This is a genomic window from Blautia sp. AF14-40, from assembly GCF_003479665.1.
Classification (GTDB): domain Bacteria; phylum Bacillota; class Clostridia; order Lachnospirales; family Lachnospiraceae; genus Fusicatenibacter; species Fusicatenibacter saccharivorans.
In genome coordinates, this window is the sequence record NZ_QUHK01000001.1 from 64,600 (window position 1) to 91,319 (window position 26,720).

Below are 26,720 nucleotides of genomic sequence, written 5' to 3' on the forward strand. Positions count from 1 at the left end.
AATCTTACGAAAATTTTCCGAATGTTTATAAAAATTTCAGTATACGAATCCCCTGGTTTAATGCTATAATGAGTGAAAGTAAGTAAAAAGAGAGAAGAGAAAGGGGAATGCATATGGCTTTTAGCATGAAAGTAACACCGGAAATAGAGGAACTGACAAACATCTGTCTGGATAACTCCAAAATGGATGTTTCGCTGTATGGGCAATACGATGTAAAACGCGGACTGCGCGATATCAACGGCGTTGGCGTCCTTGCGGGACTGACACAGATTTCAAACGTTGTGTCTTCGGATATCATTGACGGCGTCAAAACGCCGTGTGACGGACGTCTGTACTACCGCGGCATCAACGTGGAAAAACTGACCCAGGGCTTTTTAAGTGAAAACCGTATGGGATTCGAAGAAGTTGCGTATCTGCTCTTATTTGGAAATCTGCCGAATGAAGAGCAGCTCAATCATTTTAAGACAATCTTAAAACAGCAGCAGTCCCTGCCGAAGAACTTTGTGCGTGACGTTGTTATGAAAGCGCCGACCAAGGACATGATGAACACTCTGTCCCGAAGCGTTCTGACCCTGTACGCGTACGACAACCACGCAGATGATACCTCCCTTCCGAATGTGCTTCGCCAGTGCATTAACCTGATTTCTGTTTTCCCGATGCTGTCCGTCTATGGCTATCAGGCGTACAACCATTATATCAAGGGAAAAAGTTTATATATCCACAACCCGTCGAAGAAGCTTTCGACTGCAGAAAATATTCTTCTGATGCTCCGACCGGATCAGAAGTACACTCCGCTGGAGGCGAAGATCCTCGATCTTGCCCTCGTTCTCCACATGGAGCACGGCGGCGGTAACAACTCGACCTTTACAACACATGTTGTTTCTTCTTCCGGAACCGATACGTACTCCGCAATTGCAGCGGCGCTCGGCTCCTTAAAGGGACCGAAGCACGGCGGTGCAAACATCAAGGTTGTGCGGATGTTCGACGATATGAAGTCACACGTCAAAGACTGGACGGATGAGGAAGAAGTATCGAATTACTTAAGAAAGCTGCTGCATAAAGAGGCGTTCGACCAGAAAGGTCTGATTTACGGTATGGGCCATGCGGTTTACTCCATTTCCGACCCGCGTGCGCGCATCTTTAAGAGTTTCGTTGAGCAGCTGGCAAAAGAAAAACACAGAGAGAAAGATTACCGGCTGTACGCTATGGTCGAGGAACTGGCTCCGAAGATCATCGGCGAGGAGCGCCATATTTACAAAGGTGTATCCGCAAACGTCGACTTCTACAGCGGCTTCGTTTACAGCATGCTGGATCTTCCGCTGGAGCTCTACACCCCGATGTTCGCCTGCGCGCGTATCGTCGGCTGGAGTGCACACCGGATGGAGGAACTGATCAACACCGACAAGATCATCCGCCCGGCGTACAAGAGTGTCAAAGATGAAGTGGACTATGTTCCGCTGGAAAACAGATAAAACAGGCAGAAGGGCCGGAGCGTGTCGGGATTTTCCGATCTGCTCCGGCATTGCTCTGTGCAGGAAGTAATGTGTCATTGTGAAAAATAGGAGAGTGCAGGAGAATGAATGAGACAAAAAATTACAGCATAACAAAATCCGGAGCAGTCATACTGGAAGGAGGGGCCAATCGCGGCGTCTTTACAGCAGGAGCGCTGGACTTTCTGATGGAGCAGGAGTATTATATCCCTCATGTGATCGGCGTTTCCGCCGGAGCCTGCAATGCGCTGGACTATGTATCGCGCCAGATTGGCAGAACGAGGGACTGTATGATTGTCACGGATGAGAAAAACCGCTACGTCAATAAGAATATCAAGACAATCGTTGAGAAAAAAGCACTGCTCGACATGGATATGGTGTTCGAACGGTATCCGTATGAGGTTTTTCCATTTGATTTTGATACGTATTTTGCATCGACGCAGACGTGTGAGCTGGTTGTGACAAACTGTGAGACGGGACGCGCGGAATATCTGGATGACCGTGAAAATAAAGAACGTCTGCTTGCAATTGGCCGTGCATCATCGAGCATGCCGATCGCCTGCCCGATGGTGGAGATCGACGGAAACGAGTACGTCGACGGCGGTGTTGCCGATTCGATCCCGATTATCCGTTCCTTAAAGACGGGACACCGAAAAAATGTCATTATTCTGACACGGAATTTCGGTTACCGCAAAAAAGAGGGAACGAGAGGCTGGGAGCTGTATGTGGCGGCATTCCGCAAATACCCGAATCTCGTGCGTGCGCTTGTAAACCGCGCGAAACATTATAACCAGGTGCTCGAATGCATCGAAAAATGGGAAGAAGAAGGCTCCGTCTTTGTGATCCGCCCGGAGATACCGGCGGTATCGCGTCTCGAAAAGGACGAGGAGAAGCTGCGGGAATTTTACCAGCACGGCTATGACCAGATGAAAGCAAATTTTGAGGCTCTGCAGGAGTTTCTGAAAGAAGAATAAAGTTACTGTATAAACGAAAAGAGGATTGGAGAAAGAAGATGAGTGGAAAAAACCAGAAGAACCGGGGAACTATACTGATGCGGATGTTTTACCCGGACCGGAGAGAAAAAAGTGCCTATACGATCGATTACGCGGATCTGTACCGGAAAGGATACCGGGGCGTGATTTTTGATATCGATAATACGCTTGTTCCGCACGGTGCGCCGGCGACGAAGGAGGCGGCTGCGTTCTTTGCGTCTCTTCGGGAGACTGGTTTTTCCACCTGTCTGCTTTCCAACAATCAGAAACCGCGTGTGGCTCCGTTTGCCGATGCGGTCGGTTCTATCTATATCGAAAATGCGCACAAGCCATCGGTGAAAAACTACCAGGAGGCATGCCGGAGAATGGGGATTAAAGAGGAGCAGGCGGTCTTTGTCGGGGATCAGCTTTTCACCGATGTGTACGGTGCAAAACGGACCGGACTTTACAATATTCTGACCGAGCCGATCAATCCGAAAGAGGAAATTCAGATCGTTCTGAAACGGTATCTGGAGCACATTGTACTGTTCTTTTATGAGCGTGATCTGGCCCGCGGCAGGATTACGAAAAAAAACAGTTGAAAAATCGGGAAAAATATTATATTATAAGATAAGCCTATGGTGCGCATTTGGCGCATCGTACTATGTTAAGGAGGAAAAATCAGAATGATTTCAGCAGGAGATTTTAGAAACGGCGTTACCCTCGAGATCGATGGTCAGGTCGTTCAGATTCTTGAATTTCAGCATGTAAAACCTGGTAAAGGAGCTGCATTCGTAAGAACAAAATTAAAAAATGTCATCAACGGTGGTGTGGTAGAGCGTACCTTCCGTCCGACTGAGAAATTCCCGCAGGCTCGTATCGAGCGTGTAGACATGCAGTATCTGTACAGCGATGGTGATTTATTCTACTTCATGAACGTAGAAAACTATGAGCAGATCGCTCTGAACGAAGAGACCATCGGAGATGCTCTGAAATTTGTAAAAGAAAACGAAATGGTTAAAGTATGTTCCTACAACGGAAATGTATTCGCAATCGAACCGCCTCTGTTTGTAGAGCTTGAGATCACCGAGACTGAGCCAGGCTTCAAGGGAGATACCGCACAGGGTGCTTCCAAACCGGCTACCGTTGAGACTGGTGCTACCGTAAGCGTTCCGCTGTTCGTAAACCAGGGAGACAAAATCAAAATTGATACCAGAACAGGTGAATATCTGTCCCGTGTATAAGTAAGACTGTTCCCGCCGTTGTCCGTCACAACTTTCTTTGTGGCGGACACGGTTTTCTAAATAAATAGAATATTCGTCTGAAAAATGGCTGATAAAGGCTGTCGGAAGCAGCCCGGGCCCGTTTTTCTCATCGTTCGAAGTTCCGCGAACCAACGAATCTCTGGCATATACAGATCTGTACAGAGGTTTTTAAGTTGTGTTTTCCGGAGCTTTTTTGTTCCGTAAAGCAAAAATACAAAAGGCAATCAAACAGGAAAGGTGGGAAAAAATGGACTATCAGATGTTCAAAGAGCAGCTTGCCGCGCTGCTGAAAAGAAAAGCCGGCGATGATTTTGAGGTGAAGGTAGAATCGGTGCAGAAGCTGAACGGTATCGAAAAAGAGGCGTTTGTCATCAGCAGAAAGAAGGACTGGATTGCACCGACGATCTACGTGGAGCTTCTGTATGAATGCTGTCTGCAGGGCGTGCCGCTTTCTCAGATTGCAGAAAAGGTACTGGAGCAGTACCGGAAAGTGGAAGCGGAGGCGAGAAGACCGGAGAAAGCTGCCTTTTTTACCAACTGGAAAAATGCTGCGCCGCAGATCTACTGCGAGCTCATTCATGCGGAGAAAAACCGTACGCTGCTCTCCGAAGTTCCACACAGAAAATTTCTCGATCTCGCGGTCGTGTACTATTACCAGATGCGGGGAAACCGCGTGCCGGATGCGACAATTCTGATCCACGAGACGCACCGGGAGCTGTGGGGAATTTCGGCGGAGGAGCTGGATGCCCGTGCCTGGGAGAACACCCTGCGGGATCTGCCGGTGCGCACAGACAGCCTTATGATGTATTTGAAAGAGGAGTACGGAGTAACGTTTCCCATGTTCGAGCTTGGTCCGCTGGCGGAACAGTTTTACCTGGTCAGCAACCGCAGAGGAAAGCTGGGTGCAATCTGCATGTGCTATCCCGGCGTGCTGGAGAGTCTTTCGCAGCGCTTTGAGGCAAGTCTTTATGTGATTCCGAGCAGTATCCACGAGTGCATGGTGATTCCGGATTATGATGTGTTCCCGGAGGAGTGTCTTTCCGACATGGTACGGGACGTGAATGAAAAGACGGTCAAGCCGCAGGAGATTCTGTCGGATCACGTTTATTATTACCACCGGGAAAGCGGGGAACTGACGCTGTGTGAGGAAGAAACGTAAGCTGTGTGGCAGAATAGTCTGCGAATAATTTAAGAAAAAAATGGGCGGCTGGGTGGGAAAAATACTTTACAATTGCAGGAGTCTGTGGTAAACTATCATAGTGTGGTTGAGAAAACAGATCACATCAGCGTCTGTAGCTCAGGGGATAGAGCAACGGTTTCCGGTACCGTGTGTCGGGGGTTCGAATCCCTCCAGACGCGTTTTTGCTACATGGCATGCTGCGGCGGGCAGGACCGGCGCAGGAAAAGGAAAGCCCCTGCTTCGGTGTGAAGTAGAGGTTTTTTTGCTTACTGAGCATATCAATAACTGATCCGGCGGATCAGTTTTGATGAAGGAGGAAAAATATGGCAAAACCAATGACAACAAAAGATAAAATCCGGGAATGGATTTCCGATAATCTGCGCTACATGCTTCTGATCGGAGCAATTCTCCTGATTGTGGCAGCGGTTCTTCTCATCGTTCATCTGGTATCACCAAAAAACGATGGAAAATCGAGCGGCGGAACCGTAACAAGCAGCAGCACCGGAAACAATGTGCCGGATAAAAAGACACAGGTAAAAGCAGACAGCAAAGCAGATTCTGAGGACAGCACAGGCATTTCATCGGACGTTTCGGATTCCGCGAATGATTCCAGTGCAGATGCTTCCAGTACCGATACCGCCAGCGCGCCGGATGCAGAGGCTGAGCCGACAAGTGAGCCGGAAGCGGCAGACGATACCGGTAATACAGAGAATACCGATAATACGGCTGTCTCCTTTGCCGCGGACAATGTCCCGGAAGTAAGCACCGTGCTGGAGCAGTATTACACCGCGCTCGGTGCAAGGGATATCAACGGTCTTTTTGCAGTAACAGATAATCTGACCGCGGAGGAGCAGGCGCAGATTGAGGCAGAAAGCGACGTGGAGTCATACGGAGATGTAAAGGCTTACACGATCAGCGGTCCAAGCGACGGAACGTACATCACGTTTGTCAGCAGCAGATGCAAATATCTGGGAATCAACCAGACCCTGCCGATGCTTTCGGAGTATTATCTCTACACGAAAGAAGACGGCAGCCTGAAAATCATGGATGATACCGACAGCGATGCGGCCGTAACCGAGGCTATGAAAGCGGCGCTCGAAAACGAAGAAGTCAAAAATCTGATCGAACAGGTTCAGAACGATTATCAGAATGCACTCGATGCAGATGCTTCCCTGAGAGCATATGTAGAGAGCATTCAGTAGGAACAATAGAATAATACAAAACAAAAAAAGCAGTTTCTGGTTTTTATGAAACTGCTTTTTTGGAAGGATAAAACCATGCGCTTAAACAAATACTTAAGTGATGCGGGCGTCTGCTCGCGGCGGGAGGCGGACCGTCTGACAGAAGCGGGCGAGATTACGGTAAACGGAAAACGCGCGGAAACCGGCATGCAGGTGGAGTCTGGCGACGTTGTTGTCGTGAAAGGCAAAACCGTTGTTCCGGAGGAGAAAAAAGTCTATCTCGCCTTCAACAAACCGCGCGGCATCGTCTGTACTGCGGAAAAACGGGAGAAAAACAACGTCATCGATTATCTGTCCTACCCGGTGCGGATTTACCCGGTGGGAAGACTCGATAAAGATTCCGAAGGCCTCCTTCTGATGACGAACGACGGTGCGATCGTAAATGGTATCATGCGTGCCAGAAACCGCCATGAAAAAGAATACCAGGTCGAGGTAAACAAAGAGATTACACCGGAATTTCTGAAAAAAATGGCATCCGGCGTGCCGATTCTCGATACCGTGACGCGCCCGTGCCGGATCCGGAAAACGGGAGAGCGCAGCTTTACGATTATTCTGACGCAAGGGCTGAACCGTCAGATCCGGCGGATGTGCGAAGCATTAGGATATCGTGTCACAAAGCTGAAACGTGTGCGGATCATGAATGTTCACTTGAAAGACCTGAAAACAGGGGAGTACCGCCCTTTAACGGAAAAAGAATTAGCAGAACTGAAAAAGCAGATCGGGGAGGAAAAGCGATGAACGAGACAGAACGGATGAAGGAACTGGTCAAAAAGCTGAACGAAGCGGCAAAAGCCTATTACCAGGAAGACCGGGAGATCATGAGCAACCTGGAGTACGACACGCTGTATGACGAACTGCAGGTATTAGAGGAAAAAACAGGCGTAACACTCGCCGGAAGCCCGACCACAAAAGTCGGCTACGAGGCGATGAACGAACTGCCGAAAGAAGCGCACGAGTCGCCGATGCTTTCCCTTGATAAAACGAAAGATGTGGAAGTGCTCCGCAGCTTCATCGGGGATCACAAAACGCTGCTGTCCTGGAAGATGGACGGTCTGACCGTCGTTCTGACGTACCGCGGCGGTACCCTCGCAAAGGCCGTCACCCGTGGAAACGGCGTGATCGGAGAGGTTGTCACGAACAATGCAAAAGTGTTTGAAAATATTCCCTTAAAAATCCCGTACCAGGGAGAGCTGGTTCTGCGTGGCGAGGCGATCATCCGCTATTCCGATTTTGAGAAGATCAACGAGGAGATTGAGGATGTCGATGCGAAATACAAGAATCCGAGGAACCTCTGCAGCGGTTCTGTGCGCCAGCTGAACAATGAGATTACGGCAAAACGCCACGTTCATTTTATGGCATTTGCGCTTGTGAGCGCTCCGGAACAGGATTTCGAAAATTCCAGAATCCGTCAGATGGAGTGGCTGAAAGAGCAGGGCTTCGAGGTGGTGGAATACAAGGTTGTCACCAAAGATAACCTCGACGAGGCGATGCAATATTTCTCCACGAAAATCGAGACAAACGATTTTCCGTCCGATGGCCTTGTCGCGTTGTATGACGATATCGCCTACGGAGAATCACTTGGCACAACCGCGAAATTCCCGCGGAACGCTTTCGCCTTCAAATGGGCGGATGAACAGAAGGAGACCACTCTGCTTGAAATTGAGTGGAGCCCGTCGAGAACCGGTCTCATCAATCCGGTTGCGGTTTTTGAGCCGGTCGAGCTGGAAGGAACTTCGGTTTCCCGCGCAAGCGTCCACAACATTAGTATCATGCGTTCGCTGGATCTCGGTGTGGGTGATAAAATCCTTGTCTACAAAGCAAATATGATCATTCCACAGATCTCAGAGAATCTGACGAGAAGCGGTGTGCGCGATATTCCGGAAACGTGTCCTGCCTGCGGCGGTGCCACCCGGATTCAGATGATGAACAATGTCGAGACCCTCTACTGTACGAATCCGGAGTGCCCGGCAAAATTCATGAAGGCATTCACCCTGTTTGTAAGCCGCGACGCGATGAACATCGACGGCATGTCGGAGGCAACGCTCGAAAAATTCGTGGGCCACGGCTTCATCCGTGAGTTTGCCGATATTTTCCGTCTCGACCGCTACCGCGACGAGATTGTGGAGATGGACGGTTTCGGTGAAAAATCATACCAGAATCTGATCGACAGCATCGAGCGCGCGAAAAACACAACGCTGCCCCGTCTGATTTTCGGACTTGGCATCTTAAATATCGGTCTTGCAAACGCGAGAATGATCTGCAAAGCCTTCGATTTCGATCTCGACCGGATCCGGAATGCATCGGCGGAGGATTTCGCGCAGATCGACGGTGTCGGAGAAGTGATTGCAAAAAGCATCGTGGATTACTTTGCGGATGAGGAAAATAAAGAACGCCTTGAGCGCCTTCTGCCGTATCTGACGATTGAGAAGCCGCAGGCAAGCCAGGAAGAACAGAAATTAGCCGGTCTTACCTTCGTTATCACCGGAAGTGTGGAACATTTCCCGAACCGGAATGCATTAAAGGCAAGAATCGAGGAGCTCGGCGGAAAAGCCACCGGAAGTGTAACGGGAAAGACGAGCTATTTGATCAACAACGACACGACATCCAGTTCCTCCAAAAACCGGAAAGCGCGCGAACTCGGCGTGCCGGTGATCTCAGAAGAGGAATTTCTGAAGATGACAGAAGAATAACGAAATATCTGCAAAGGCGGTTTGCATCCCGCGCGGGAATCTGCTATAATCGGAAGCAGACGGCAGAAATTCCTGCCGGAAAAAGCAAACCGCCTGTCTGCGCAGAGAAAAGCGCGGCAGATCAAGAAGAATAGAAACGAGGAAAAAGAATATGCCGGTTAAAGTTCAGGCAGATTTACCTGTAAAAGAAATACTCGAAAGCGAAAATATATTCGTCATGGACGAGACAAGAGCGGTTCATCAGGACATCCGTCCGCTGAAGATTATGATCCTGAATCTGATGCCGCTCAAAGAAGATACCGAGCTGCAGCTTCTGCGCTCCCTTTCCAACACCTCCCTGCAGGTTGATGTCACCTTTCTGATGGTGGCAAGCCACGAGGCGAAAAATACATCGACCAGCCATCTGAACACGTTCTATGTGAAATTTGAGGATGTGCGGAAAAATTATTACGACGGTATGATCATCACCGGTGCGCCGGTCGAGCAGATGGAATTTGAAGAAGTTGACTACTGGGATGAACTGACAAAGATCATGGACTGGACGAACACACACGTTACCTCCACGATGTTCCTCTGCTGGGGAGCCCAGGCGAGTCTGTATCATTTCTACGGGCTGAAGAAACGGATGCTTCCGGAGAAGAAATTCGGGCTGTTCTGGCACAAAGTCAACAACCGCAAGATCCCGCTTGTGCGAGGCTTCGATGACGAATTTCTGGCACCGCATTCCCGCCACACAGAAGTACCGATCGACGATATCCGTGCCTGCAAAGATGTCACGATTCTCGCAGAGTCCGACGAAGCCGGATTCTATCTTGGCATGGCGGAAGAGGGAAGAAAGATTTTCGTGATGGGTCATCCGGAGTACGACCGTATGACGCTCGACGGCGAGTACCACCGCGATAAAGACAAAGGACTTCCGATTGAGATTCCGAAGAACTATTATAAAAACGACGATCCAAATACAAAACCAGTGCTTTTATGGCGGTCACATGCGAACAATCTGTACACGAACTGGCTGAACTACTATGTATACCAGGTGACCCCGTATAATCTTGACGGAACTCCGGATTTTTCGGGAAAATAAGAGAGAAAAAGCCCCCCTGCACCGGGCGCACACCGGCTGCGGGGGGTTGCTGTAAAAATCTGCTATAAAAAACGGAAAGCTTTCCGGGCTTACCGTTTGAAATCAAATAATGTTTTCAGCGGAATTTCGAGTGCTTCCGCAATATCCATCAGCTTGTTTAGAGACAGAGAGGTATGACTGTTTGGCGCTTCGATGTTGCTCATATGTGTACGGCTGATCTGGACAGCTTCGGCAAGCTCACTTTGCGTTAATCCGCGTGCTCTGCGATAAAAAGCGATGGTAAGACCGAGGAGGCGCATCTCCTCCGTATGACGTTCTCCCATTGCTGCGGCTCCTTTCTGAACAGAGTGATACAAAGACTTATATAATATTTATCTTAAACGATTAAATACCAAAAAGAAACAACTTTAAATTTTTATAATGCACATGTAAATTGTGCAAAATATAGAAATTATCCATCAGAATAATAGGAAAACAGGAAAAAGAGTTCTTTTGACAAATGAGAGGTTTTTGTGTATGCTGTAGAAAGCACCAACAAATAAAATCGGAGGTTTTTGCATATGAAAGAGTCGATCCATACCATTCCGCTGATGGATGCATTCAAGGCGGAAGATGAGTGCCCGTTCTGCTATCTGGAGCGGGAAGCAGAGCAGCATGCGATTTCGTTTGCGCTCGGTTCCGGCGCATCCTATATGGAGGATGATGTGCGTGCGGAAACAGACGCGATGGGATTCTGCCGCCACCACTATAAAATGATGTACGATTACGGAAACCGTCTCGGAAGCGGTCTGATTTTATCCACCCATCTGAAAAAACTGAACCAGGAGCTTGCCGCACAGATGAATCTGTTTGCACCGGGAAAATCCTCGGTGTTCAAGCGGATGCAGAAGACATCCCTCGACAAACAGGGCCGTGAGACTGCGATCGGCCAGTGGATTGATGAGAAGACGCATTCGTGCTACGTCTGCGATCACTTCAAGGCAAACTATAACCGCTATCTTGATACGTTCTTTGATCTCTACAAAAAAGATGAGGAGTTTGCAAGACTGTTCCGCGAGGGAAAAGGCTTCTGTCTGCCGCATTTTGCGGATCTGGTAGAAACGGCGGAGAAAAAGCTGAATGATAAACAGAAAGCGGAATTTTACCCGACTCTGTTCAAAATCATGAAAGAAAATTACCAGCGGCTGCAGGAAGAGGTAACATGGTTTACTGATAAATTCGATTACCGCAACAAGGATAAGGACTGGGGAAATTCAAAAGATTCCATCCAGCGCTGTATGCAAAAATTAGGCGGCGGCTATCCGGCGGACGAGCCGTTTATGGAAGGATTATAATTCTTGTTTATAAAAGGAGCATAAAGTTTCGATGCAGAAGTTTTATCAGAGATTAAAAGAGAATCAAAAGGAGCGCGCCCGGTGCGCGTTTCTTGTTTTGTATTTCGGCGTGCTGGCGGTGCTGCTGTTTCTGGCGCGCCCGCTGCTGGATACGACGGCGGCAGACCGGGAGTGGAGTATTCACTTTCTGTTCCCGTGCCTGCTGGCGTGTATCATACTGACGACAGTCGTCAGTTTCTGCTGGTTTGCTGCAAAGCCGGACCAGAAACCAAAACCGCGCTATGTAGGATGGAAACAGCCGATTCTGATGCTGGCAAACGCAGCCTATCTGTTTGCCACACTGGAATTTGTCACAAACAGCCAGTTCCGGGAGATGAAATGGTATTATGCGTTGTTGAATATCGGTGTCATTTTCGTACTTTCCATTCTCGTTTCCCTCTTTCTGAACTCCATCCGCCGCGCGATGATTTTCATGAACATCTTTTATTTCTGCATGAGTCTGGTATTCTACTATGTTTATCTGTTCCGCGGAGAAGCGTTCCAGCTCATCGACCTGTACAGCATTGCGACGGCGGCGGACGTAGTCGGCGGCTACAAATTCGAGATCACAGGTGAAATCGTGACTTCGTTTATCACGATGATGCTCGTTGTGCGCCTCTGGCTGCAGAGCCGGGAATACCGTTTTGCACGGAAAACGAGGAATAAAATTCTGCTCCGCGTGGCTGCTGCTGCGCTGACGCTCGGAACATACCTGGCGTACATGAATCTGAACTGGAACGCCGAGTTCGGTGTCATCAGTGACCTCTGGAATCCGGCGAAGACATACCGCCAGTACGGAACGACGGTCGGTTTTACCGCGGTCGCCAAATACATGCGCCTGACACCGCCGGACGGCTATTCGAAAGACGAAGTGACAGCGATTGCCGATACGAGCGAGAAAGAGACGAAAACAGAAGATCTTCGAAAAGATAATGCGGATAGCGTGACACCCGTCAACATCATCGCGATCATGAACGAGTCGTGGTTTGACTACCGCTCCGTCGGCGATCCGCAGACGAGCGAGAGCTACATGCCGTTCCTCGACTCGCTGACCGAAAATATCATCAAAGGGCACACGCTGACGTGTACCAAGGGCGGCGGAACAGCAAAAACGGAGTATGAGTTCCTGACCGGAAACTCCTGCAAGCGGTTCCCGGGTATGGTGCCGTACGTCAGCTACTTTACGCACAGCCAGTATTCCCTTGTCACGACGTTAAAAGACCAGGGTTATCAGGCAATCGCGATGCATCCGAACAAGGCGACAAACTGGAAGCGGAGCACGGCGTACCGTTTCCTTGATTTTGATGATTTCATCTCGATTGATCAGTTCTCCGATACGGCCAAGCGGTACCGCGGTATGATCAGCGATCAGGCGAACTATGAGAAGATCGTGGAAACCTACGAGAACAAGGAGCCGGGCAGCCCGTTCTTCCTCTTTGATGTGACGATGCAGAACCACAGCGGCTACACGAACCGTTATTTCCAGGCGGATATCAACTGCAACGGCTACGACAGTGATGAGGCCGATCAGTATTTCTCCCTGTTAAAGCTTTCCGATGAGGCAATTTCCTATCTGATCCGGTATTTCCAGCAGGTGGACGAGCCGACGATGATCATTATGTTCGGAGATCATTCCCCGAAACTGCCGGATGCGTTTGAAACATGGATTGCCGGAGACGCCTATCAGAATCTTTCGGTCGAGGATCAGGAGAAGTTCTATGGAACCCCGTTCTTCATCTGGACCAACTACAGCATGAAATCCGAGAGCAATGTCTGGATCAGCACAAACTATCTCTCAAGCTATGCGTTAAGCCTTACCGGCCTGGAACTGACGCCGTACAACGAGTATCTGCTTGACCTGCGCGAGAAGATGCCGGCGCTCAATCACCTCGGCTTTTTAGCAAGTGACGGAACCTGGTACCGCTGGAACGACAGCGATGCGCCGGAGGAGGATCTCGAGTACGAACGGCAGTATGAATGCCTGCAGTACAATGAACTGATCGACAAAAAAGACCGGGATGACAGCTTTTTTACAATTTCCGGTGAAAAAGACGAAGAATAAGGGCTTTCCCTACTTGCCAGAAAACGGAAATCTATGGTAGACTATACTCCGTATGACCGGGAAACCCCGGCGGTAACTTCACGTTTACAATTAAGAATAAGAAAATGAGGTTTTAAAAAGTATGATTGCAGCAAATAATGTGACACTTCGTGTCGGAAAAAAAGCGTTGTTTGAAGATGTCAATATCAAATTCACCGAGGGAAACTGCTACGGCATGATCGGTGCCAACGGAGCGGGAAAATCAACCTTCCTGAAAATCCTGTCCGGCCAGCTTGAACCGACAAACGGAGACGTAACCATCACACCGGGCCAGCGTCTTTCCTTCCTCGAGCAGGACCACTTCAAATACGACAGCTATCCGGTACTCGACACTGTTATCATGGGAAATGCCCGTCTCTATGAGATCATGAAAGAGAAAGAGGCGCTGTACGCAAAAGAAGACTTCACCGATGAGGACGGTATCAAAGCGAGCGAGCTCGAGGGTGAGTTTGCAGAGATGAACGGCTGGGAGGCAGAGACCGATGCAGAGCAGCTCTTAAACGGCCTTGGCATTGAGCCGGAACTGCACTACGCACAGATGGCAGACCTGACCGGCAGCCAGAAGGTCAAGGTTCTTCTTGCAAGAGCCCTGTTCGGAAACCCGGACATCCTTCTTCTCGACGAGCCGACCAACCACTTGGACCTCGATGCGATCGAGTGGCTTGAGGAGTTCCTGATCAACTTCGAGAATACCGTTATCGTTGTATCCCACGACCGTTACTTCCTGAATAAAGTCTGCACCCAGATCGCAGATATAGATTACGGAAAAATCCAGCTCTATGCCGGAAACTACGACTTCTGGTTTGAGTCCAGTCAGCTGCTGGTAAAACAGATGAAAGAGGCGAACAAGAAGAAAGAGGAGAAGATCAAAGAGTTACAGGACTTCATCTCTAGATTCAGCGCCAACGCATCGAAGAGTAAACAGGCTACTTCCCGTAAGAAAGCCCTGGAGAAAATCCAGCTCGACGATATCAAACCGTCCAGCCGGAAATATCCTTACATCGATTTCCGTCCGAACCGTGGGATCGGAAACGACGTTCTGCAGGTAGAGGGACTGACCAAAACCGTAGACGGCGTGAAAATCCTGGATAATTTAAGCTTCACCCTCGGAAGAGAAGATAAAGTTGCTTTCGTCGGAAGCAACGAGCAGGCGATCACCATGCTGTTCAAGATTCTGACCGGAGAAGAAGAGCCGGATTCCGGTTACTACAAATGGGGCGTAACGACGACACAGGCGTACTTCCCGAAAGACAATACCGCAGAGTTCGACTGCGACCTGACTATCGCAGACTGGCTGACCCAGTATTCAGAGATCAAGGACGTGACGTATGTCCGCGGATTCCTCGGAAGAATGCTTTTTGCCGGTGAGGACGGCGTGAAACGTGTCAGAGTCCTTTCCGGAGGAGAGAAAGTGCGCTGCCTGCTCTCCAAGATGATGATTTCCGGTGCAAACGTTCTTGTTCTCGACGAGCCGACCAACCATCTGGATATGGAGTCCATCACTGCACTGAACAACGGTCTGATCAAATTCCCGGGCGTGCTCTTGTTCACCTGCCACGACCATCAGTTTGTACAGACTACAGCAAACCGTATCATGGAGATCCTTCCGAACGGCGCGCTGATCGATAAGATGACCACCTACGACGAGTATCTTGCAAGCGATGAGATGGCAAGAAAACGTCATGTCTACACAATGACAGAGGAAGATAATTAAAGATGAGCAAAAAGACGACAGTTTCCGGCATTCTGCTGGTGTTGCTTGTGCTGGCAACAACGCCGCTTCTTGGAACGGACAACGTTCCGTTCCTGAAGTGGTGGCTTATGACCCTGGTGCTCGGTATTGGATTTTATCCGGCTGCCGCAGCGCTGTTTCCGCGGTTTCATGACCGGGGATGGATGTTTTCTAAAGTGCTTGGCATCGTTGTTTCCGGTTTTGCTGTATTTGCTCTTGGAAGCTTCGGACTGGTTCCGTTTACCGCACCGGTCTGCCTGATCACAGTCGGTGTACTGATCCTGGCTTCTTGGATTTTCGGATGCTTTAAGGTACGCGTCCATGCGCCGGAAATCGACTTCCTGATGATGGAAGAAGTGTTGTTTTTCGCCTTTTTCCTTCTCTGGACCTACTTTGCGGGCTTTCACCCGGAGGCACACGGAACCGAAAAATTCATGGATTATGGTTTTATGAAGGCCATGATGCGCAGCACCGCCGTTCCGGCAGAGGATCTCTGGTACAGCGGAAGCGGTATTAACTACTATTACGGCGGCCAGTTCTATGCCGTATTTCTGACGAAGATTACCTTCACGGATGTAAAGCAGACGTACCATCTGATGCGTACGATGGTGGCATCGTTCGCGTTTGTTCTGCCGTTTTCGATCACCTACCATCTGGCAGAGTCGCGTGCGTGCCACCGCATCCGGAAAGAGGGCGGCAATAAAAGCCAGATTGCACCGGTGATTGGCGGTCTTCTTTCGGGAGGCGCCGTTTCCCTTGCCGGAAATATGCACTATGTGATTTACGGCTGCATCCGCCAGTGGCTGGGACTGAACGAATCGGCTTACTGGTTCCCGAGTTCGACCCGCTATATCGGGTATGACCCGCTTGTGGAAAATGACCGCACGATTCATGAGTTTCCATCGTATTCCTTTGTGCTCGGCGACCTGCATGCCCATGTGGTGAATGTCATGTTCGTCCTGCTGGTGCTGGGCCTTTTATATTCCTACGTGAAAAATACCTGCCGTGATCCGGAAAAAGAGTGGAAATGGTCGTTAAAAGACGTTCTGCTTCAGCCGCAGATCATCGCGGCGGGCTTTCTGATCGGTGTGTTCCACTGGTCCAACTACTGGGATTTTGTTATCTATTTCGTCGTGATTGCAGGCTTCTCTCTGTACGGTGCGCTGTACCGGTATCATGCGCGGGCGAAAGAGACGATCGGAACGGTTCTCCTGCAGGCTGCAGAAGTTTTTGCAATTGGAACGATTGTCGCCCTTCCGTTTACAATGAAGTTTGAGACGATGGTTTCCGGTGTCGGCATTGCCAAGCACCATTCGATGCTGTATCAGCTGGCGATTCTCTGGGGCCTTCCGACGGTGCTCGTTGTGTTGTTTATCGCAGCCGTTCTGCTAGCATGGCGGAAAAACCGTCATCTTCCGGGCATGGAGCGGCAGGGACAGATTGTACTTGCCGATGGAAAGACGCAGGAAGAGGTGGAAGAGCAGGCCGTTGCCCTGATTCTGGGAGAGAAAAAACCGGAGCCGGGCGAAAAAGAAACGGCAGAAAAGCCAAAAAAAGTTTCTGCCTTCTGTAATTTCTGGAGAGAGATTGCGGTGAGCGATATGGTGATCGGTATTTTAGGCCTCTGTGCCATCGGCCTTATCATCATTCCGGAGCTCGTCTATGTGCGCGATATCTACGAAGAATCGTATGCGCGCTCCAACACGATGTTCAAGCTGACCTATCAGGCATTTATCCTGTTCGGTATCTGCATGAGCTACATCATCACGCGGTTCCTGCTCTGGAAAAAAGAGCGGATTCTGCAGGTGTTCGGCGGAATCGGGCTGGTACTGCTTTTATGGACGTTCGGCTATTTTGGAACGAGCGTGTACTCCTGGTTCGGAAATGTTTTCGATCTGTCCGAGTACCGCGGACTCGATGCGACAGCATATCTGGAAAATGTCTTTTCCGAGGACGCAGGTGCCATCCGCTGGCTGGATGAAACAATAGAAGGACAGCCGGTTGTGCTTGAGGCGAACGGCGACAGCTACAGCGATTACGAGCGTGTTTCCGCAATGACCGGCCTTCCGACCGTGCTTGGATGGTATGTCCATGAATGGCTCTGGAGAGGGGATCCCGCAGACTTAAATGTCCGCGCCGAGGACGTGAAACAGATGTACACCTCGACCGATACGAATGAAGTGCTGCGCCTGCTGGAGCAGTATCATGTGACCTACATTTTTGTGGGAAGCAAAGAAAAGGAGAAATACGGCGATGCACTGAACGAATCGCTGCTGCAGTCCATCGGAGATATCGTTTACCAGGATACTGCGTCCGGTACGTATATTCTTCAGGTGCAGGATACATAAAGAACAAAAACAGGAGAAAAGAACCGCCGGGTGCGGCATCTTTTCTCCTGTTTTTCATATAATACAGGGAATGCAGAAGAAAGTGCGAAGGGCAGACCATGCGGAGATTCCGAAAAGTGCGGCACGTTCCTCTGCCGCTTCTGGCTGTGATAATGGCGGCTATTCTGTTTGCAGAGCTGGCACGGTGTGAAAGAGAAGGCGCGAAAGAGACAGCGGCGGAAGCAGAAAAAAGTGTGCCCCGCCGTGCGGCGCTGACATTTGATGACGGGCCGAATGCGTGCTATACGCCGGAGGTGCTTGAAATTTTAAAAGAAAATGAAATTCCGGCAACGTTTTTTCTGCAGGGGCAGTGTCTTGCCGGAAACGAAGAAATCGTCCGCCGGATGCATGCGGAAGGCCATCTGATCGGAAATCATACGTTTCATCATGTTCAGCTTACGAAAGTATCAGAAGAGGAAGCGAGGGAGGAGGTCGTGAAAACAAGCAATGCAATCTACGAGATCACAGGGGAATATCCCGTCTATATCCGTCCGCCGTTCGGGGAATGGAGAGAGGGGCTGGACCTTGCAGTGACGATGATCCCGGTACTCTGGGATGTGGATTCCCGCGACTGGGAGAGCCAGAACACCGCGTCGATCTGCAGCGCGGTGCTTCCGAATGTGAAGGATGGCAGCATTATTCTCATGCATGACGGCTACCGCGCGACGGTGGAAGCGCTGCGGCGGATCTTAAAAGAATTAAAAGAAGAGGGATACACGTTTGTGACGGTGCGTGAGCTGATTGAAGAATAGCTTCCGCGGATTCCATCGAACATAGTTGCGGAGAATCCGAGATTAAGGGGTTGAGGATACCCGCCAAAATGTGATAAGATAAAAGGCAGGAAGAAAAATGGGGTGAAAAATACATGGATTTGTTTGATTATATGAAAGAAACCACAATGGAAAAAGAGTCCCCCCTCGCATCGCGCATGCGCCCGACAACGCTGGACGAGGTGGTTGGACAGGAGCACATCATCGGCCCTGGAAAGCTGTTGTACCGTGCGATCAAGGCGGATAAACTCGGCTCCGTCATTTTCTACGGCCCTCCGGGAACGGGAAAAACGACGCTTGCCCGCGTCATCGCCAACACGACAAGCGCAGAGTTTACCCAGCTGAATGCCACGACAGCCGGCAAAAAGGATATGGAAGAAGTCGTAAAAGAAGCGCAGCAGCGGATCGGCATGTACGGCAAAAAGACGATTCTTTTTGTCGACGAGATCCACCGCTTCAACAAGGGACAACAGGATTATCTGCTTCCGTTTGTGGAGGACGGCACACTCGTTCTGATTGGCGCGACGACGGAAAACCCGTATTTCGAGGTCAACGGGGCGCTGATTTCGCGTTCCATTATCTTTGAATTAAAGCCGCTCGAAAAAGAGGACATCGAAAAACTGCTGGAGCGCGCGGTGACGGACCCGGTAAAGGGGCTCGGGACGTACAACGTTGTGCTCGATGCGGATGCAAAAGAGTTCCTCGCCGACATCGCAGGCGGTGACGCGAGAGCGGCCTTAAATGCAATCGAGCTGGGCGTCCTCTCGACGGAACGTCAGGCGGACGGAAAAATCCATATCGATCTCGAAACGGCATCGGAGTGCATCCAGAAGCGCGTCGTGCGGTACGACAAGACGGGCGATCAGCATTACGATACGATCTCTGCATTTATCAAGAGCATGCGTGGTTCTGACCCGGATGCGGCGGTCTTTTATCTGGCCAAAATGCTGTATGCCGGGGAGGATATCAAGTTTATCGCCCGCCGCATCATGATCTGCGCGGCGGAGGATGTCGGCCTTGCCGATCCGAATGCCTTAAATGTAGCAGTTTCCGCGTCCCTTGCCGTGGAACGCGTCGGCATGCCGGAGGCGCAGATTATTCTGGCGGAGGCAGCCACGTATGTTGCCTGTGCACCGAAGAGTAATTCTTCGTGCGAGGCAGTCTTTGCGGCGATGAAGACGGTCGGAAGTGTGCGGACGTCGGTTCCGCCGCATCTGCAGGACGCCCATTACAAAGGTTCTGCCAAACTCGGCCACGGTCAAGGCTATCAGTATGCACATGATTACCCGAATCACTACGTCGAGCAGCAGTATCTGCCGGACGAGATCTTAGGAAGCCGTTTCCTTCATCTTGGAACGAACGGCTATGAGCAGAAGATCCGGGAAAACTTCAAAAAAATTGGAAAAGACATCGAATAAAAGGGGAAGAAATCATGACAGACTGGCTTGGAAAGCCGTATTATTCGCTGGACGCCTATCTGAAAAAGACGTTCGGGGAAAAAGTGTACAAGCTCTCGCTCGACGGCGGGATGACGTGTCCGAACCGGGACGGCACCTGCGGTGACCGGGGCTGCATTTTCTGCAGTGCGGGCGGCTCCGGTGATTTTGCCGGGGACAGAAACAAATCCATCCCGGAACAGATCCGGGAGCAGAAATCCCTCCTGCAGCAAAAGCGGCCGGTGCATAAGTTCATCGCCTATTTCCAGGCGTATACGAACACGTACGCGCCGGTGGAATATCTGGAAAAAATTTTCCGGGAGGCAATTTCGGACGAGGAGGTCGTGGTCCTTTCGATCGGAACGAGACCGGACTGCTTAGGGGAAGAGGTTCTTTCTCTGTTAGAAGAGCTGAACCGGATCAAACCGGTCTGGTTGGAGCTGGGACTGCAGACGATGCATGAAAAAACGGCACAGTATATCCGAAGGGGCTATCCGCTTTCCTGTTTTGAACAGGCAGTAAACGAGCTGCACAGGCGGGGGATTCCCGTGATTGTCCACACGATCCTCGGTCTGCCGGGGGAGGGACAGGAAGAAGTCTTTGCAACAATGGATTACCTGAATGGACTTTCCATTTCCGGCATCAAGCTTCAGCTGCTTCATGTGCTGAAAAACACGGATCTTGCGGCGGACTACGCGGCCGGAAAATTTGAGGTGCTGGAGCAGGAGGCGTATCTTACCCTTGTCACCGACTGTCTGCGGCGCCTCCGTCCCGATCTTGTGATCCACCGTGTGACGGGAGACGGCCCCGGGGATCTTCTGATTGCACCAACATGGAGCCAGGCAAAACGCGCCGTCTTAAATGAGCTGCATCATCGCATGAAAGAAGAACATGCGTATCAGGGACAGCTTCTGGACGAAGAAAAAGGAGGAAACACACCGTGATTGAATCATCCTTTACGTTATACAAACTGATTATTCTCTACATGCTGCAGAATGTGAATTTTCCGCTGTCAAATACACAGATTTCGGATTTTATCCTGGAAAAAGAGTACACGAACTACTTTCATCTCCAGGAGGCGTTAAGCGAGCTGCAGGATACAAAGCTGATCGAGATCGAGAAGGTGCGCAACACCTCGTACTACCACATGACTGAGGAGGGCAGCAAGACGCTTTCCTTCTTCGAAAACGAGATCTCTCCGGAAATCCGGGAGGAAATCGACCGCTATATGAAGGAGCACTCCTATGAACTGCGAAAAAAAGCGTCCGTTGTGGCCGATTACTACAAGACCGCGGGAGATGACTACGAGGTCCGCTGTCAGGCAAGAGAGCGGAAGACGACTATTTTTGAGATTGTCGTGACGGTTCCGTCCGAGGAGGCGGCCAAAAAGATCTGCAGCAACTGGGAAAACCGGAGTCAGAAGATTTATGCTTCGATTATGAATGAACTGTCAAGATAACGATTGACAGGAATGGTGGCATATAATAGAATAAATTAGTATGTCTAAAAAGCATAAACATGGAAAACATAGTAAATAAGATTTTATATTCCAAAGGAGATAAAACTGTGCCTGATTATACAAAAGAAATTGAAAGACGGCGTACCTTTGCCATCATTTCCCACCCGGATGCCGGTAAAACCACACTGACTGAGAAATTCCTGCTGTACGGAGGAGCGATCAATCTCGCCGGTTCCGTAAAAGGAAAAGCGACTGCGCGCCATGCCGTATCCGACTGGATGGAGATCGAGAAAGAGCGTGGTATTTCCGTTACCTCTTCCGTTCTGCAGTTCAATTACGACGGCTACTGCATCAACATTCTGGATACCCCGGGACACCAGGACTTCTCGGAGGATACGTACCGTACCCTGATGGCAGCCGATTCCGCCGTTATGGTGATCGATGCCTCAAAGGGTGTCGAGGCACAGACCAGAAAGCTGTTTAAAGTCTGTGTCATGCGCCACATCCCGATCTTTACCTTCATCAACAAGATGGACCGCGATGCGAACGATACCTTCGAGCTGCTCGACGAGATCGAAAAAGAGCTCGGCATTGCAACCTGCCCGATCAACTGGCCGATCGGTTCCGGAAAGAAATTCCGCGGTGTTTACGACCGTGACAAAAAGAAAGTCCTTACCTTCTCCGATACAATGAAGGGAACGAAGGAAGGTATCGAGGAAGAAATTGATATCGACGATCCGCATCTTCTCGATGTGGTCGATGAGGACCAGAAAGAACAGCTTATGGATGAGATCGAGCTGCTCGACGGCGCAAGTGCAGAGTTTGACCAGGAGCTTGTCAGCAAGGGAGAGCTCTCCCCGGTATTCTTCGGATCTGCGCTCACCAACTTTGGTGTGGAGACTTTTCTGCAGCACTTCCTCACGATGACGATGCCGCCGCTTCCGCGTACGGCAGACTGCGGCGTGATCGATCCGGTCAAAGAGGATTTCTCTGCGTTTGTCTTTAAAATCCAGGCAAACATGAACAAAGCACACCGTGACCGTATCGCATTCATGCGCATCTGCTCCGGCAAATTCGACGCCGGAATGGAAGTCTTCCATGTGCAGGGAGGAAAGAAAATGCGTCTTTCCCAGCCGCAGCAGATGATGGCGAGTGACCGTCATATTGTTGATGAAGCATACGCCGGCGATATCATCGGTGTATTTGACCCGGGCATCTTCTCTATCGGAGATACGATCTGTATGCCGGGCAAAAAATTCGCATACGAGGGAATTCCGACCTTCGCGCCGGAGCATTTTGCAAGAGTGCGCCAGCTCGATACGATGAAGAGAAAACAGTTCGTCAAGGGAATTTCCCAGATTGCACAGGAAGGTGCGATCCAGATTTTCCAGGAGTACAAAGGCGGCATGGAGGAGATCATCGTCGGCGTTGTCGGCGTCCTGCAGTTTGACGTTTTAAAATACCGTCTGGAGAACGAGTACAACGTGGATATCCGTCTGGAGAACCTGCCGTATGAGCACATCCGCTGGATCGCAAACAAAGAGGAGATCAACCTGGACCGTATTCAGGGTACATCCGATATGAAGAAGGTCATGGACCTCAAGGGAAATCCGCTGCTTCTCTTTGTCAATCCGTGGAGTGTCGGCATGGTACAGGATCGAAACAAAGACCTTGTGCTGACCGAATTCAGCAAAAACTAAGAACAAAAGAGCGGGATGCCGCTTAAAAAGGAGAAGGAATGAACTTATTCGATATTCTGGGCCCTGTGATGGTCGGTCCGTCGAGTTCGCACACAGCGGGGGCAGTGCGGATTGGATGGATGACGCAGAAACTTCTCGGGGAACAGCCGGTGGAAGCAAAAATACTGATGTACGGTTCCTTTGCCGCAACGGGAAAGGGTCATGGAACGGACCGCGGTCTCGTCGCGGGTCTTCTCGGCATGCGGCCGGATGACGAGCGGATTCCGGACAGCTTTGAAATTGCCCGGAAGATGGGTCTTTCCTATTCATTCGGCATCGCCAATCTGACGAGTGCCCATCCGAACAGCGTCGTTCTGGAAGTAAAGGGAAAGAGCGGCCGGACGCTCGAGGTGCAGGCGTGCTCCCTTGGCGGCGGCCGTATCATGATCAACCGCCTCGACGGGCTGGATGTCAACTGCAGCTGCGAGATTCCGACCCTGATCGTCCACAATCTGGACCAGCCGGGCCACGTAGCCGAGGTTACGTCGATGCTGGCACATAAGTCAGTCAACATTGCGAATATGTCCCTCTACCGCGACAAGAGAGGCGGATCGGCCGTCATGGTCGTGGAGATGGATCAGCCGCTTCCCAAAGAGTCGCTGGAATGGCTGGAGCATCGTGAGGGCATTGTAAAGGTAACATACATCAACGTAACGGAAGGAGAAGAGGACGATGTTTTATAATTCACTGGAAGAAATTGTCCGGGAGTGCCAGGAAAAAGACCTGCCGTTTGATGAAGTTATCCTTCTGGACGATATGAATGAGAGAAATGTAAGCCGCGAAGAGTCCATTGAGACGATGCGCGGCATGTGGGAAGCCATGAAAGGCGCTGAACGGAATTACGACGGTTCGCTGCAGTCGAGAAGCGGTCTTGTGGGCGGCGCCGGAAAGACGATGCGTGCGTATGTCGAGAGCGGGAACACGCTCTGCGGACCGTTTGTCGGAAAAGTTATGGCATCTGCACTTGCGATGGGTGAGTCAAACGCCTGCATGAAGCGGATCGTTGCAGCACCGACCGCAGGAGCGTGCGGTGTGCTTCCGGCTGTGCTCGTGAATTACCAGAAAGAGAAGGGGACAGCGGATGAGCAGATCGTGCGTGCGCTCTACACGGCAGCCGGTATCGGCCAGGTCGTTGCGGCGCGGGCCTACATTGCGGGCGCTTCCGGCGGCTGCCAGGCCGAAATCGGAACAGCAAGCGCGATGGCGGCAGGCGCACTGACCGCACTTGGCGGCGGCACTCCGTCCCAGATCACGCATGCGGCAGCGATGGCATTAAAGAACCTGCTCGGTCTCGTGTGTGACCCGGTCGGCGGTCTTGTCGAGGTCCCGTGCGTCAAGCGGAATGTGATCGGTTCCGTGAATGCACTTTCTGCGGCGGACATGGCACTTGCGGGAATCATAAGCCGCATTCCGCCGGATCAGGTGATCGATGCGATGCGGGAAGTCGGCGACCAGATGCATCCGAGTCTGCGCGAAACCGGCCAGGGCGGCCTTGCCAACACGCCGGCAGCACGCGAGTGGTGCGCGGCACAGGAAGAAGAATAAAAAAAACTTTTATTTTCGGAAAACTTTTGGTATAATAAAGGAAAGTCAGCCAAGGAGGAGGTTCTTTAAGATGGCAGAGGCAAAAATTCAGAAAAGAAACACTTATACGATATATGATGACGAAGGAATCGGAACCGTGCAGATTGCAGACGAGGTGGTAGCTATTATCGCAGGACTTGCGGCAACGGAAGTGGACGGGGTAGCCTCCATGGCCGGAAATATTACCAACGAATTAGTCAGCAAGCTTGGCATGAAAAATCTTTCCAAGGGTGTCAAAGTTGATGTACTCGACGGCGTTGTCTGCGTGGATCTTGCCCTCAATCTCAAATATGGATACGAGATTCCGGCAACCTGCAAAAACGTACAGGAAAAAGTAAAAACAGCGATCGAGAATATGACAGGCCTGGAAGTTTCCGATGTCAATGTAGCCATTGCAGGCGTGAATATGGAACAGACGAAATAAAAAACAACGAACCGCGAGGGAATAAGGCGACCCCTTACAACCCCGCGGTTCTTGTTAACTATTCAGAGCCAGATGAAATGGAAGAAAAATAGTTAATTAACTATACAGGAAGGAATTAAAACAGACAATGAACAGAAGCAAACTTCGCGAAAATATTTTTAAACTTCTCTATACCGCAGAGTTCCAGGAGAAAGAGGAGATGCCGCAGCAGATGTCTCTTTACTTTACGTACTCTGACGACAACGACGAGGATGAAGAAGTAACCGTAAGCGAAAAAGATCAGACCTATATGGAAGAGAAATACCATCATGTGACCGAGCACATCCCGGAAATCGACGAGATGCTGAACCGTACTTCCGAGGGCTGGAAAACGACCCGTATGGGAAAAGTAGACCTGGCGATCCTACGTCTTGCCGTTTACGAGATGAAATTCGACGAGGACGTTCCGGTCGGTGTAGCCATCAACGAGGCCGTTGAGCTGGCAAAACGCTTCGGCAGAGACCAGTCTCCGTCCTTTATCAACGGTATTCTTGGAAAACTGGCAAGAGAAGAAGATGAGAAATAAAAATCAGAATGTTTACACCGTAGGCCAGGTCAATTCATACATCAAAAACATCTTTGACCAGGACTATATGCTCCGCCGGATTTACGTCAGCGGAGAAGTAAGCAACTGTAAATACCATCCGTCCGGCCACATCTATTTTTCCTTAAAAGATGCGGAAGGAACCATTTCCTGTGTCATGTTCGCCGGTTCGCGGCGCGGCCTTGCCTTCCCGATGCGGGACGGCGATAATGTGATTGTCGGCGGCAGCATCAGCGTCTATGAGCGGGACGGAAAGTATCAGATCTATGCAAAAGAGATCACAAAAGAGGGCGCCGGCCTTTTATACGAAAAGTATCTGGCCCTAAAAGCAGAACTGGAAGAGATGGGCATGTTTGCCCCGGAGTACAAACAGCCGATTCCTGCGTATGTAAAGAAAATCGGTGTTGTCACAGCACCGACGGGAGCTGCTGTGCAGGATATCAAAAACATTGCACTCCGCCGGAATCCCTTTGTCCAGATCATCCTCTACCCGGCCCTGGTGCAGGGAGAGGGAGCGGCGGACAGCATCGTGGAGGGCATCCGCCGTCTGGACGCACTGAATCTGGATGTGCTGATCGTGGGCCGCGGAGGTGGTTCGATCGAGGATCTTTGGGCGTTCAATGAGGAAAAAGTAGCGCGTGCCGTTTTTTCCTGCCATACCCCGGTGATCTCCGCCGTCGGCCATGAGACCGACACAACGATCATCGATTTCGTGGCAGATCTGCGCGCCCCGACCCCGTCCGCAGCGGCGGAGCTGGCGGTCGCTGATGTCCGCGCGGTACTCAACACACTGGAAAATTATAAAAGCCGCATGAACCATGCGATGGCAAACCAGACGCAGAGAGCGAGAAGCCGCCTTCTGCAGTACGAGACAAAGTGGAAGTATCTCGGACCGGAAAATAAGATCCGTGACCAGAGAGCACGCCACGCCGAGCTGGAGCGTCGGTATACAGATGCGATGGAAGAAAAGCTCAAAGAAGCGCGCCACCGCCTTGCCCTTTACATTCAGGCGATGAAGGGTCTGTCCCCGCTGGACAAGCTGAACCAGGGCTATTCCTACGTGGAAAAAGAAGGAAAAGCCATCACTTCGGTGCAGGATGTCAAAGAAGGTGATCTGCTCGAAATCTGTGTATCAGACGGAAAGATCACAGCGCGCGCAGAGAAGACATCGGCCGTATCCTGGATGGAACAATCGTGAAAAAGCAGAGAAT

Annotated in this window: 24 protein-coding genes and 1 tRNA gene; 24 read left to right on the forward strand and 1 reads right to left on the reverse strand. The window is 50.6% G+C overall.

Annotation, left to right across the window (positions count from 1 at the left end):
• The first annotated feature begins 113 nt into the window (after positions 1-113).
• The 10 genes from DWW13_RS00380 (at position 114) to metA (ending at position 9,921) form a co-directional block, all read left to right on the forward strand.
• A complete protein-coding gene (locus tag DWW13_RS00380; protein WP_055218390.1) occupies positions 114-1,472 on the forward strand; it encodes a citrate/2-methylcitrate synthase in 1,359 nt (452 codons plus the stop codon).
• Positions 1,473-1,576: 104 nt separating this feature from the next.
• On the forward strand, positions 1,577-2,464 hold the full coding sequence (locus DWW13_RS00385) for a patatin-like phospholipase family protein (RefSeq protein WP_117760415.1): 888 nt from the start codon (positions 1,577-1,579) through the stop codon (positions 2,462-2,464).
• Positions 2,465-2,538: 74 nt separating this feature from the next.
• On the forward strand, positions 2,539-3,063 hold the full coding sequence (locus DWW13_RS00390) for a YqeG family HAD IIIA-type phosphatase (protein ID WP_117509173.1): 525 nt from the start codon (positions 2,539-2,541) through the stop codon (positions 3,061-3,063).
• A gap of 84 nt (positions 3,064-3,147) precedes the next feature.
• Positions 3,148-3,705, forward strand: coding sequence for an elongation factor P (efp, locus tag DWW13_RS00395; RefSeq protein WP_022462517.1), 558 nt, complete (start codon positions 3,148-3,150; stop codon positions 3,703-3,705).
• A gap of 268 nt (positions 3,706-3,973) precedes the next feature.
• Positions 3,974-4,885 (forward strand): DUF5688 family protein, encoded by a 912-nt coding sequence (locus DWW13_RS00400; RefSeq protein ID WP_147345088.1) that lies wholly within the window; start codon positions 3,974-3,976, stop codon positions 4,883-4,885.
• A 127-nt stretch (positions 4,886-5,012) separates the two neighbouring features.
• Positions 5,013-5,085 (forward strand) — tRNA-Arg (locus tag DWW13_RS00405).
• Positions 5,086-5,229: 144 nt separating this feature from the next.
• Entirely contained in the window at positions 5,230-6,108 is an 879-nt protein-coding gene (locus DWW13_RS00410) for a hypothetical protein (protein ID WP_117760413.1), read from the forward strand.
• Between the two features lie 75 nt (positions 6,109-6,183).
• Entirely contained in the window at positions 6,184-6,885 is a 702-nt protein-coding gene (locus DWW13_RS00415; RefSeq protein ID WP_117760412.1) for a pseudouridine synthase, read from the forward strand.
• Positions 6,882-8,837 (forward strand): NAD-dependent DNA ligase LigA, encoded by a 1,956-nt coding sequence (gene ligA, locus DWW13_RS00420; RefSeq protein WP_117760411.1) that lies wholly within the window; start codon positions 6,882-6,884, stop codon positions 8,835-8,837. Before DWW13_RS00415 ends, ligA begins: the two co-directional genes overlap by 4 nt.
• Positions 8,838-8,988: 151 nt before the next feature.
• Positions 8,989-9,921 (forward strand): homoserine O-acetyltransferase MetA, encoded by a 933-nt coding sequence (gene metA / locus DWW13_RS00425; RefSeq protein ID WP_055228462.1) that lies wholly within the window; start codon positions 8,989-8,991, stop codon positions 9,919-9,921.
• Between the two features lie 89 nt (positions 9,922-10,010).
• Here metA and DWW13_RS00430 read toward each other — a convergent pair whose 3' ends face one another.
• The gene (locus DWW13_RS00430; RefSeq protein ID WP_022462523.1) at positions 10,011-10,244 is read right to left on the reverse strand and encodes a helix-turn-helix domain-containing protein; all 234 of its coding nucleotides are present in this window, start codon (positions 10,242-10,244) and stop codon (positions 10,011-10,013) included.
• Positions 10,245-10,481: 237 nt separating this feature from the next.
• Here DWW13_RS00430 and DWW13_RS00435 point away from each other — a divergent pair, with 237 nt between their 5' ends.
• The 14 genes from DWW13_RS00435 to xseA all read left to right on the forward strand — a co-directional run bounded on the left by DWW13_RS00435 (position 10,482) and on the right by xseA (position 26,707).
• On the forward strand, positions 10,482-11,255 hold the full coding sequence (locus tag DWW13_RS00435) for a DUF6062 family protein (RefSeq protein ID WP_117760410.1): 774 nt from the start codon (positions 10,482-10,484) through the stop codon (positions 11,253-11,255).
• A gap of 31 nt (positions 11,256-11,286) precedes the next feature.
• A complete protein-coding gene (locus DWW13_RS00440; RefSeq protein WP_117760409.1) occupies positions 11,287-13,356 on the forward strand; it encodes an LTA synthase family protein in 2,070 nt (689 codons plus the stop codon).
• A gap of 121 nt (positions 13,357-13,477) precedes the next feature.
• Positions 13,478-15,109, forward strand: coding sequence for an ABC-F family ATP-binding cassette domain-containing protein (locus tag DWW13_RS00445; protein WP_117760408.1), 1,632 nt, complete (start codon positions 13,478-13,480; stop codon positions 15,107-15,109).
• Between the two features lie 2 nt (positions 15,110-15,111).
• Positions 15,112-17,475 (forward strand): DUF2298 domain-containing protein, encoded by a 2,364-nt coding sequence (locus tag DWW13_RS00450; RefSeq protein WP_117760407.1) that lies wholly within the window; start codon positions 15,112-15,114, stop codon positions 17,473-17,475.
• 98 nt (positions 17,476-17,573) lie between these two features.
• Entirely contained in the window at positions 17,574-18,266 is a 693-nt protein-coding gene (locus tag DWW13_RS00455; protein ID WP_117760406.1) for a polysaccharide deacetylase family protein, read from the forward strand.
• 113 nt (positions 18,267-18,379) lie between these two features.
• Positions 18,380-19,702, forward strand: a complete 1,323-nt coding sequence (locus tag DWW13_RS00460) for a replication-associated recombination protein A (RefSeq protein WP_022462529.1) — start codon at positions 18,380-18,382, stop codon at positions 19,700-19,702.
• 14 nt (positions 19,703-19,716) lie between these two features.
• Positions 19,717-20,664 (forward strand): TIGR01212 family radical SAM protein, encoded by a 948-nt coding sequence (locus DWW13_RS00465; RefSeq protein ID WP_118718964.1) that lies wholly within the window; start codon positions 19,717-19,719, stop codon positions 20,662-20,664.
• Positions 20,661-21,179 (forward strand): DUF4364 family protein, encoded by a 519-nt coding sequence (locus tag DWW13_RS00470; protein ID WP_022462531.1) that lies wholly within the window; start codon positions 20,661-20,663, stop codon positions 21,177-21,179. Before DWW13_RS00465 ends, DWW13_RS00470 begins: the two co-directional genes overlap by 4 nt.
• Before the next feature lie 107 nt (positions 21,180-21,286).
• The gene (locus DWW13_RS00475; RefSeq protein WP_022462532.1) at positions 21,287-22,879 is read left to right on the forward strand and encodes a peptide chain release factor 3; all 1,593 of its coding nucleotides are present in this window, start codon (positions 21,287-21,289) and stop codon (positions 22,877-22,879) included.
• 38 nt (positions 22,880-22,917) lie between these two features.
• Positions 22,918-23,601, forward strand: coding sequence for an L-serine ammonia-lyase, iron-sulfur-dependent subunit beta (sdaAB, locus tag DWW13_RS00480; RefSeq protein ID WP_117760405.1), 684 nt, complete (start codon positions 22,918-22,920; stop codon positions 23,599-23,601).
• Positions 23,591-24,463: an L-serine ammonia-lyase, iron-sulfur-dependent, subunit alpha gene (gene sdaAA / locus DWW13_RS00485; RefSeq protein WP_117760404.1), complete on the forward strand. Its 873-nt coding sequence runs from the start codon at positions 23,591-23,593 to the stop codon at positions 24,461-24,463. Before sdaAB ends, sdaAA begins: the two co-directional genes overlap by 11 nt.
• A gap of 70 nt (positions 24,464-24,533) precedes the next feature.
• Positions 24,534-24,926: an Asp23/Gls24 family envelope stress response protein gene (locus DWW13_RS00490; RefSeq protein WP_022463352.1), complete on the forward strand. Its 393-nt coding sequence runs from the start codon at positions 24,534-24,536 to the stop codon at positions 24,924-24,926.
• A 127-nt stretch (positions 24,927-25,053) separates the two neighbouring features.
• The gene (gene nusB, locus DWW13_RS00495) at positions 25,054-25,491 is read left to right on the forward strand and encodes a transcription antitermination factor NusB (RefSeq protein WP_022463351.1); all 438 of its coding nucleotides are present in this window, start codon (positions 25,054-25,056) and stop codon (positions 25,489-25,491) included.
• Positions 25,481-26,707, forward strand: coding sequence for an exodeoxyribonuclease VII large subunit (xseA, locus tag DWW13_RS00500; RefSeq protein ID WP_022463350.1), 1,227 nt, complete (start codon positions 25,481-25,483; stop codon positions 26,705-26,707). The genes nusB and xseA overlap by 11 nt, the downstream gene beginning before the upstream one ends.
• Positions 26,708-26,720: the final 13 nt, after the last annotated feature.